The 10,135-nt window shown below is 62.2% G+C and carries 6 protein-coding genes and 2 pseudogenes; 3 read left to right on the top strand and 5 right to left on the bottom strand.

Going from position 1 to position 10,135, the window contains the following annotated elements:
- The 5 genes and pseudogenes from H7I57_RS19405 to H7I57_RS19385 all read right to left on the bottom strand — a co-directional run.
- Window positions 1-718: ATP-binding protein (locus H7I57_RS19405; RefSeq protein ID WP_264025396.1), on the bottom strand; the 718-nt coding region annotated here is incomplete at its 3' end.
- Window positions 719-780: 62 nt separating this feature from the next.
- Window positions 781-2,319: an IS21 family transposase gene (istA, locus tag H7I57_RS19400; protein ID WP_264025395.1), complete on the bottom strand. Its 1,539-nt coding sequence runs from the start codon at window positions 2,317-2,319 to the stop codon at window positions 781-783.
- A gap of 186 nt (window positions 2,320-2,505) precedes the next feature.
- Window positions 2,506-3,552 (bottom strand): annotated as a pseudogene (locus tag H7I57_RS19395) (IS1634 family transposase); the annotation flags it as partial.
- Window positions 3,553-3,836: 284 nt separating this feature from the next.
- On the bottom strand, window positions 3,837-4,973 hold the full coding sequence (locus H7I57_RS19390; RefSeq protein ID WP_264025393.1) for an acyl-CoA dehydrogenase family protein: 1,137 nt from the start codon (window positions 4,971-4,973) through the stop codon (window positions 3,837-3,839).
- A 20-nt stretch (window positions 4,974-4,993) separates the two neighbouring features.
- The gene (locus H7I57_RS19385; RefSeq protein ID WP_264025391.1) at window positions 4,994-6,235 is read right to left on the bottom strand and encodes an acyl-CoA dehydrogenase family protein; all 1,242 of its coding nucleotides are present in this window, start codon (window positions 6,233-6,235) and stop codon (window positions 4,994-4,996) included.
- Window positions 6,236-6,356: 121 nt separating this feature from the next.
- Here H7I57_RS19385 and H7I57_RS19380 point away from each other — a divergent pair, with 121 nt between their 5' ends.
- The 3 genes and pseudogenes from H7I57_RS19380 to H7I57_RS19370 all read left to right on the top strand — a co-directional run bounded on the left by H7I57_RS19380 (window position 6,357) and on the right by H7I57_RS19370 (window position 9,886).
- On the top strand, window positions 6,357-7,028 hold the full coding sequence (locus H7I57_RS19380) for a TetR/AcrR family transcriptional regulator (RefSeq protein ID WP_264025389.1): 672 nt from the start codon (window positions 6,357-6,359) through the stop codon (window positions 7,026-7,028).
- A gap of 309 nt (window positions 7,029-7,337) precedes the next feature.
- The gene (locus tag H7I57_RS19375) at window positions 7,338-8,279 is read left to right on the top strand and encodes a VOC family protein (protein WP_264025388.1); all 942 of its coding nucleotides are present in this window, start codon (window positions 7,338-7,340) and stop codon (window positions 8,277-8,279) included.
- A 344-nt stretch (window positions 8,280-8,623) separates the two neighbouring features.
- Window positions 8,624-9,886, top strand: a pseudogene (locus H7I57_RS19370) (IS3 family transposase).
- Window positions 9,887-10,135 lie beyond the last annotated feature (249 nt).

The raw sequence follows: 10,135 nt of genomic DNA, 5'->3' as shown, positions 1-10,135 counted from the left end.
GGCCGACTGCCCGACCACCTCGCCCAACCCTGATACCTGCAAACATGTCACGTTTCAACGCCACTTCCGCACAGGTTCGCGCGAACAAGTGCGCTTTTTTCGGGGCGCGGTTGCTAGTCAGGATCAACGGTTTGCCGGCGATGGCCCTATCGGAGACCAGGTCGTAGAGGTCGTCGCTTTGGGTGGGGGTGTGCTCGCGCATCGCGAAGTCGTCGACGATCAGCACGAGTGGGCGGGTGTATTCGCGCATGCGTTGGCCGATGGTGCGGTCGGCGTGGCCACCGGCGAGATCGGCGAGCATGCGGGAGCATTTGACGAAGCGGATGTCGCCGCCTCGGCGGGCGACTTGATGTCCAAGTGCTTGTGCCACATGGGTTTTGCCTACCCCAACCGGGCCGTAGAGGATCACCGACTCCCCGGCGTCGAGCCAGCGCAGCGCGGCCAGGTCGCGCAGCATCGCCGCCGGAAGTTTCGGGCTGACGGTGAAGTCGAAGTCGTCGAAGGTGTTGGGTTGTTCGAAGCGGGCGCGGCGGACCCGCCGAGCCAGCGCGGCTGATTCCCGGCGGCCGATCTCGTCTTCGCAGAGCACCTGCAGAAACTCCAGATGCCCCAGTTTGCCGCCACGGGTTTGGGCCAGGCGGGCGTCGAGGGTGTCGAGCATGCCGGTCAGTTTCAGGGTCTTCAACGCAGCCCGCAGGCTCGGATCATGAATAGTCATAACAGTCTCTTCCGTATGAATGTGGTTGCAGCAGAATGGGAATGCGACGTTCGCCGCAGCGTTTAGGCGGTGCGTTCAGTGTTGAAGGCGTCGGGACCGCGCAGCAGCGCCGGCGGCATGGGTGAACCCACCGCAGGGGTGTCGCCGGCCTCGGTGCCGGCGGCCAGGATGCCTTTGACGGTGCGATACCGCGGATCGCCCACCTCCAACGCCCGGGCGCAGGCGGCATCCAGGCGCGGGGCGCCGTAGCGGTCGCGCAGCGCGATGATGCCCTGGATGGCGCGCAGTCGATGGATGGCGTTGACCTCCGACAGCTCAGCCACGATCGCCACCGTGCCGGGTCCGATCTGCTCGGCCTGGGTGCGGCACCACGTGACGGTGCGCAGGGTGTGGGCGACCTTGTGCGGCGGGTAGTGCTCGAAGTTCGTCGAGCGCCCAGACAGATGTAGGACGTGGGTGGCCACCACCGCGTCGTGGTGGAAAATCTGCACCACGTCCCCGGCGGCGCGGACGGTGACTTTCTGGCCCAGTAGCCGCCAGGGCACCGAGTAGAACGCTTTCCCGGACTTGACGTGACAGTCCGGTGCCACCGTGCCAACGGTGTAGACGACAGGTTCAAACGGTCTGCGCGGCAACGGCATCAACGCGTCGCGCTCGACGGCGTTGAACGCCGCTGTTGGGGTGGCACCGTCGAGGCCGCGGTGCTTGTGCAGCCCGTAGACCTCATGGGACCAGCGCAGTCCCTCACGTTGCATCTGCGTGATTGACTCGAACTGGCGGCCGGCCCAGAATGAGTCCCGAATGTAGGGCATGGGCCGTTCGACACGTGGTTTGTCTTTGGGTTTGTTGGCCCGCGCGGGGTCGATCAGGGTGCCGTAGAACGCCGCCAATTCCCCGTAGGCCAGGTTGATCAGCGGGTCATACAGATCGGGGCGGATCACTCCGGTCTTGAGGTTGTCACAGACCAGCCGGGCCGGGACGCCTCCGAAGAACTCGAATGCCGCGACATGAGAGGCATTCCACGACCGTTGATCCATCCTCAACACAGGTTGGATGAACAGGGCGCGTGAGCACGACAGGATCATCGCGAACACCCACACCGCGACGCGGCGGCCCGTCGCCGGGTCGAGCCACATCCCCAACTTCCCGTAGTCGATCTGGGCTTCGCTGCCCGGGTCGACCGCACCCCGCGGCACGGTCACCTTCTCTTCGAGGTGCTGTTCGGCGAATCTCGTTGCGATGTAACGACGTACCGTCGACTCAGAAACATCCACACAGCGGTCATCGCGCAGGCGTTGGGCGATGGTGGCCACCGTGACCGGCACGTCAAGCTGCTCAGCGATCCACTCGTGGTGCACCGCGATCTGATCCCAGGTCAGTGCCCGCACGCTCGGATCGATCAGCTCCGGGAACCACCGTCCGATCCGGTCCCGCCACACCTGCTCATCGAAGGGCTCCTCCGGCGCGGGCTCCAAGCCTTCGGCGATGGCCGGTGCCACGTATTTGCGGATGGTTTTGCGGTCGATACCCAACGCGTCATAGATCTGCACCTGGGATCGGCCGGCATGCCAGTGCCGGAACATCTCCACGAAGTCGGTCACGTTCCACGATCTCCTCGCCAACTCAAGGCCCCTTCCAAGGCCCCGGGCGGGGCTCTTGAACGGAGCGAACCTGAGCAGCACCCCAACCCCAGCCGGACACGCCCCAAGGGGTGGGGAATTACGTGACGGCGGGTGAGGAAATACGTGACGGACAACCCCTCAAACCTGGGGAATTACGTGACCGCTGACAGGCTCGGCACGCAACTTGGTGTTGTTGACCTTGGTGTTGCCGTGCCGGGGTGTGACGGTGTCGATGACCTGTCCATCGGTGAAAACATCGCCGTTCCAATGGAAATGGGACTCCAGGTCCCCAGGCGCCTTGGTGACGCGGGAGCCGACGATGAACGACAGCTCCAACTCGTCGAGAGCTTTGAGGTTGGACCCGGACAGCATTCCGGCATCAGCAGCCACCACCATCGGCGTGCCGGCCAGATTGTGGCGTTCCAGGAAGCTGGTGATGATCGGGACGATGGTGGTGGTTTCAGCGGTATTGCCTTCGAAGCAGCCGACTTCCAAAGGGAACCCAGTCCGGTCGACCAGCAGCCCGACAACAATTTGAGGGTCGACGCGCCGCTCCTTGCTGAACCCCACTTTGCGGAGCTCATCTTCGGCTTCGGCCTCGAAATATAATGTGGTCACGTCATACAGCAGAAGGCTCAAACCACCGCAATCACTGCTGTAATCAAAGCATTTGGCGGCGATGGCATCCCGATACTTACCAGGGCCGGCCTGATCGAGGTGACGGGCAATCGTTCGATAGGACACCGTCGTTGCACCCAGGTCGGCCAACACCCGCTCCGCATCAGCCTTGCTGGTGGGCTCCACGATCCGGGCGATGACCAGATCCCGAAACACCGGGTCAGCGACCACGTCGAACCCGAGCCAGTCATAGACATGCACAAGGGTGTCGTAGAGCAGCCGCGAGCTGGCGCCCATCGTGCGCCCCGGCGGGACCACCGGGGCCACCGCAGGTTCGGCCGGCTCAGCGATCAGCGTCTGGGCCCGGAAATCGGGCACATCGGCCATCGACTGGGCACGCGCTGCCACCTCGAAGTCGAGCGCGGCCTGGCCACCGGCAACCATCTCCCGGGCCTGTTCGAGCAAAATGCCCAGCTCAGCATCGGTATGAGCCGAACCCAGATGCGCCAGGATCACCACCTGCCCATGGTCTTTGCGCGCGACCTGTACCGCCACCGCGCCCGAGGTCGTGCGCACTTTCCGCACGTACGCCACCGCACGAACCTACCCGCCTAGTACCCCAAACAACACGCCCCAGCAAGCAAACCCACAGGTCACAGAACTAACGGATCGAAATCTCGGAGACCATGTCCGAAGTCAGGNCTACCCGCCTAGTACCCCAAACAACACGCCCCAGCAAGCAAACCCACAGGTCACAGAACTAACGGATCGAAATCTCGGAGACCATGTCCGAAGTCAGGCCTCACCGGCCCGCCGCCGCCGGTTGTGGACCGGAGTGACTGAGAGCCGCTTCAACGACCAGGCGGGCACCGTCGGGTTCAGCAGTCTGATCGACAAGCGATCTTCTCCAGGAGAAGATCGCGATACTTCCCTGGACTGCCCAGCAAGTATTCGCTGCTCTTGGCGCGGCGAAAGTACAGGTGTGCCGGATGCTCCCAAGTAAAGCCTATCCCGCCGTGAATTTGTATCGACTCAGCCGCGACGCGAAAGAATGCCTCAGAGCAGAAAACCTTTGCGATCGATGCGACTATCGCAAGTTCAGACGTGTCGGCAGCCGCGGTAGTTGCGGCATGTCTGACCACGGAATCCATCCGCTCAACATCGAAGGCCATGTCCGCGAGTTTGTGCTTGATCGCCTGAAACGCGCCGATCGGCTGACCGAACTGGTGGCGGAGCTTCGCGTAGTCCACGCACATTTCAACCAAAAACGCTGCGCTCCCCGCCTGTTCGGCGGCAAGGGCGAGCGCGGCGTGATCGAGCATGGAAGCGACGGCGGCCGCCGAGCCGCCGTGCACGCCGATGAGTGTTGCCGGCGCATGATCGAAGCGCACTTTCGACTGACGCTGGGCAAGATCAAGCGTAGTGAGCGGCACGATCGTCACGCCCGAGTCAGCCGGATCGACAGCAAAAACGCTCGTCCCATGATTGTCGGTTACCACGGCTAGAAGCAGTTCAGCGGTCTCCGCCGACAACACGGTCGTCTTCTCTCCGGATAACCGCCAACCGCCGTCGTGCTGCACGGCGGCGACCTCCGAGAGGTCACGTGGCTGCCAGGATCCAGCGCTTTCGGCGATCGCCACGGTCGCGATCAGATCGCCGCTAGCAATCCGCGGCAGATAGCGATCATCAGCATCCTCATCGCCCAGTTCGACCAGGAGGCGAGCAGCGAGGGCGATGGTTGCGAAGAACGGCGACGGAACCAGAGCGCGTCCGATTTCCTCGAAAACTATGGTTGTCTCTTCGGAGCCGTATCCGGAGCCGCCGTACCTTTCGGGCAGACCCAGGCCGTGAAGCCCCACCTGGTCAGCCATCTGATGCCACAGTTCGCTGTCGTAGCCAGCATCGGTTTCGATTACTTTTCGCATCACAGGTTCGGGGGACCGGGTTTCAAATAATCGGCGAACCGTCGCGCGTAATTCGCTATGTTCTTCGGTCACCACATCCGGAATCAGCATCTTTACCTCAGTGTTCTGTGTTAGTCGGTAACAATCCCGGATGGATCCTTGGCGATTTGGCTGAACGGGACACCCCGATCTGCATGCCGTTCGCGCGGCAGGCCAAGCAGACGCTCAGCAACTGTATTTTTCTGGATCTCTGTGGTCCCTCCCGCGATCGCCGTCATCGGGAAAATTAACAAGTCGCGGGCCCAACGCTCACTACCTAGATCACCCGGTTCCCAGGCCAGCACGTCTGGGCCGCCGATGAGAACCGCAGCCTCAGCGGACGACCGAGCGTTACGTGCGATGCCGATTTTCCCGATGGAGCCGACAGGGCCCATCTCGAGCCCCGCGGCGGCCGCCGCACGCATCCGCCTGCCCATAAAGTCGAGTAGACGCTTGTCGATGTAGATGTCAGCGAGGCGGGCGCGCACCGCCGCATCGGCGTCAACACCCCTTGCTCGTGCCAGCGTCAACAGTTCATCGAATGTGTTGGGGTCGAAAATGCTGCCCGCGGTTGTTCCGGCACTCAAAGCGATCCGCTCATGCATCAGCATCCGATTCAGCACACCCCAGCCGCCGTTGTACTCGCCCATCAGATTGGCCACCGGTACACGGACGTCGTCGAGGAACACCTCATTGAAGTGCGCGTCTCCGGTCATCTGTCGCAACGGCCGGACGTCGACACCTGGGCTTGACATGTCCACGATCACCATGGAGAGGCCCTTGTACTTCGGCACCGCCGCGTCGGTTCGCACAAGCGCAGCAGCATAATTGCAGTCCGCGGCTCCCGAGGTCCACACTTTCTGGCCATTGAGCACAAATTCATCGCCATGCCGCGTAGCTCGGGTAGCTACGCCGCCTAGGTCTGAGCCCGCGCCCGGCTCGGACAGCAACTGCGTCCAGTCCTCGTCACCACGGAGCATCGCGGGTATGTGCCGTCTCTTCTGCTCATCGGTGCCCGAGTCGAGCAGGGTCGCGGCGCAAATCCCGACAGTTACCGTGCTTGGAATCAGCGCCCAGGAGTAGACCGCCGATTCTTCGTTGAACACCGTCTGAAACACGGGGGAAAGTCCACCTCCGCCGTACGCGACCGGCCACGTAGGGTGCAGCAGGCCAGCGTCGTAAGCCGCGGCCGTGACTTGCTTCCGGTCTTCGTCGGTGCAGGTTGCTTCGGTTAGTGGGTGAATGTGCTCCCGAAACCACTGCCGCACTGCGTTGCGGAACTCCTCGGGAGTCCATGCCTTCGGTTCGCCAGTTGTCGGTGGTCGATCCGACATATCCACCCCTTCCTCGATAGCAGGGCAATTTCGTACGGTCTACGTCCGATATGCTAGCACTCCGAGCAAATTTGCAACACTGAGTGCGACGATGAGTGCTCAGTGGCAAATAGATGGGTGGATGCCCAACATGGACGTGCCTACTCGCGCCGCAGGTCGTAAGCGGGACCCGCTGATCGAACCGCGGGTGTTCAACGCGGCAATTCGGGTCTATGCCCGGAACGGCTGGGGTGGCTTCTCGTTCGAGGCAGTCGCGCGTGCGGCAGGCGTTGGCAAGCCGGCCATTTACCGACGCTGGTCGAACCGTGAGCAGCTTCTCGTTGCCGCCCTTGATGTTTCAGACTTCCCGACGGCGCGGGATTGCGGCTCGATTCGTGCCGATCTGCTCGACTACGCCAGCCAATGGGTTCACTGGTACGAATATCCCGATCGAGCGCTGGCCGCTCGGCGAATCATCTACGACTGCGAAGGCAACCTTGCTCTGCATGCGCTTCATGAACAGCTGATCGTGCGGCCGCGCACTGATGCCGCTCGCGACATCACCCGACGCGCGGTGAGGCGCGGCGAAATCGCAAAGGGCCTACGGTCGTCGACCATCGTTGACCTGCTTGTCGGGGCCCTCTCCACCCACTGGGAAATGACGAGCCCTTCCGGCCGTCTCCGCCTACGCCGGAACTTTCCGGCATACGCTGAGTCGATAGTAGACATAATTCTGTCTGGCGTTCAGGTGGTTTCGGACTCGACGATGCTGGCGTCGATCGCCAGCGGTCGTTCGTCTCTGGACAAGGCCTGACGCGACTCGTCCGGGTAGCGGCGTGGTCCGCCTCGATTCGGCCCTCGTTCAACGTGTGGGCCGTCCGAGCACAGCGACCGGCGCGCGCGCATGCGGCGAAAGGGTCGTCGCTTGTGCTGTAGCGATCATTCGCAGAACCGACGGCACTCAAACACGCTAATATGTCTTACTGATATAAACTATTCGCACACAGTGTGCTGAGCGAACCTAGAGGTTGTGATGCGGTGAGAGGTTCTTCCGCGACCACGCCCGCCTCGAGCAGGCAGTCTCAGTGACATCAGGCTCGGTGAAAGGTGCAGCGTTCTAATCATGCCGACAAATGAAGCCCTCGCGCGTCGGTTCTTGCATGTGAACCTCAACAGCGCGTCGCTGCAAGCTACCGAGAACTTATATGCTCAGCGCCTCGGCCTGTCCCGGCGAATGCTGACCGAGCCAGGCGCAACACTGGACGGCAGCATGCTCGGTCTCGAGGGTGAGGTACGCGCTGCAACTTCGTTTCTGTACGACGCCCGCGGTGGTCGCAATGCGTGCGCACTTGAGGTCATTGAGTGGACGACGCCCACAATCAGACCGAGTTCCAACTCGAGTCCATTTCGTCCTGGAGTCCGTTCAGCTATGTTCACCGTCGACGATCTAGAAACGTGCTCAGGCCACTTACGGGAAGCCGGTCGGCGGATCAGTGACCCCGTTGTAGGGTTGATCTCGGGTCGGGAATCAGTGTTGACGACGGACGCAGATGGCGTAGTAATCGAGTTGACTCAAGTCTCTAGTGAGATACCCGGGGCTCTTTTCTCAGGTATCCAAATTTTGTCCGTCGACGCTCAGGCGACCACCGACTTCATGACCGCCATCGGCTTCGAGGTGTTGGATGCGCCGGCTACCAGTCAGATCCGCGAAAATCAGTTTGTACCGGGCGGCGGCGACGACGATGCGATTTGCGAGACGGTTCGGTTGGCTTTGCCAGAGGATCGGGAACAGTTCACGGTGAATGTTGTGCAGCATCCCGACACGAGCAGGCATCCACTGCCGGAAGGTGCCAACAGTCAAGGGCTGTACCGCTGTGCTCTGCGAGTTGACGGCCTGGACACAGCAGTCGCATCGCTGCCGAAGTCGGTTCCACTGGTGGGGGAACCGGTGTGGTGCGCGCTACCGGGAACAAAGATCGATGGTCTCTATGTCGCGTTCATGCGTTCCCCGGATGGTGTCGTCTTCGAGTTCGTCGAACGGCCGATAAAGCATTTCGATCGTTGATTCACTCGCGGCATATGGCTATACCCAGGACCGTTCGTGGCGCCGATCACCGAGGCTTTGAACGTCAACAGTGGCGCGATAAGTGGTATCGCGACGGGTGGTACTCGAAGCGGACATGCATCGACGCGTTCCAGCAAGGCAGCCGGCTACACGGCGACGTTGCTATCACATTCGTAACCCGGGAAACCGATACGGTGTCGACTGTCGCCGAAATCCACTGCGCCGCTGTGGCCGTGGCAGCGGGCTTGCAACGTGCGGGATTGACTCCGGGTCACGCTGTGCTCGAGGTCTGAACCGCCCCGGGTTTGATGCACACCTTCTTTCGAGGGAAGGTTGTTTGCATCATGCCGAAGAGATACGACGAGGAGTTCAAGGCCCGGGCGGTGCGGTTGGTCATCGACCATGCCGAGGAGTACGACACCCGCACGGCCTGCGTGACCGCGGTCGCGAAGCGGTTAGGAGTGTCCTACGAATCGCTACGCCGGTGGGTCAACCAGTCCGAGGTCGATACCGGGGTCCGTGACGGGGTGCCCACCGATACGGTGCGCGAGTTGCGTGAACTCAAGCGTAAGAACCGTGAGCTTGAGGAGACGAAATCCTCAAGGCGGCAACAAGTTTCTTCGTGCGGGAGAGCGACCCGCGACACCGTTGATCTGTGCGTTCATCGCCGAGCATCGCGCTCGGTTCGGGGTCGCTCCGATCTGCCGCGTGCTCTCTGAGCACGGCGTCACGATCGCCCCGAGAACCTTCTACGCCTGGCTGGCCCGACCCCCGTCAGCGCGGACCCTTTGGGACACCGTCATCACCGAAGTGTTGGCCGGCTACTACGAGCCCGATGAGCATGGCCGCCGCAAGCCGGAGTCGCTCTACGGCGCGACGAAGATGTGGGCTCACCTGCAACGTCAGGGCATCGCGGTGGCGCGTTGCACCGTGGAACGGCTGATGCGGGCCCACGGCTGGCACGGTGTCACCCGCCGTAAGAAGGTCCGCACCACGATCGCTGATCCAGGCGCAGAGCGGGCCGCGGATCTGGTCAAACGCCAGTTTCGGGTGCCTGCACCTAACGTGCTGCTGGTCCCGACTTCACCTACGTCCGCCTGGCCAGCGGCGTGTTCGTCTACACCGCGTTCGCCATCGACGCCTACGCCGGACGGATCGTGGGATGGATGTGCTCGGCGAGCAAGGAGGACCGGTTTGTCCGCCACGCGATCCGCCACGCCGCACAGCTTCGCTTCAATGAAGGTAACCCACTGTCGGGCAACACGATTCACCACAGCGATGCGGGGTCGCAATACACCTCGGTGCGGCTCGGGGAGACTCTGGCACTGTCCGGGCTGATCCCGTCAATCGGATCGGTCGGCGACTGCGACAACGCCCTCGCCGAAACGACGATAGGTCTCTACAAGACCGAAGCTGTCCGCGCGGACTCACCCTTCCGGCGTGGCCCGCTGGACCGCCTGGGCGACGTCGAGATGCTCACCGCCGACTGGGTGCACTAGTACAACACCAGCCGGCTCATGCACCGCCTCGGCCGGCTCCCACCGGTCGAATACGAGGCGATCTACTACGCTACGAACACAGCCCAACCTGCGGCTGCACACCAATAACCACGTGTGCATCAAACCCGGGGCGATTCATTCAGCTAGCCAACGGTCTTGAGTGTGCCATCGCTTACCAGGCGATGCTTTTGTGCGGCGCAGTTCTCATCCCCATCGTCCATGTTTACGGTCCGAACGAAGTCGGGTTCGATAGCGTCCCGGGAGGTGGTGGACTTCGGATTTGGCGTGGTTCACGCGGCGTGATCAACGAGGCATGTTGAACGCTAGGTGATTTGGTGTTGTTTCGCAAGTGCTGCC

This window comes from Mycolicibacterium pyrenivorans (genome assembly GCF_025821625.1).
GTDB classification, from domain to species: domain Bacteria; phylum Actinomycetota; class Actinomycetes; order Mycobacteriales; family Mycobacteriaceae; genus Mycobacterium; species Mycobacterium pyrenivorans.
Note: the sequence above shows the minus strand (reverse complement) of the source record. Positions and strands in the feature narration are given on the sequence as shown.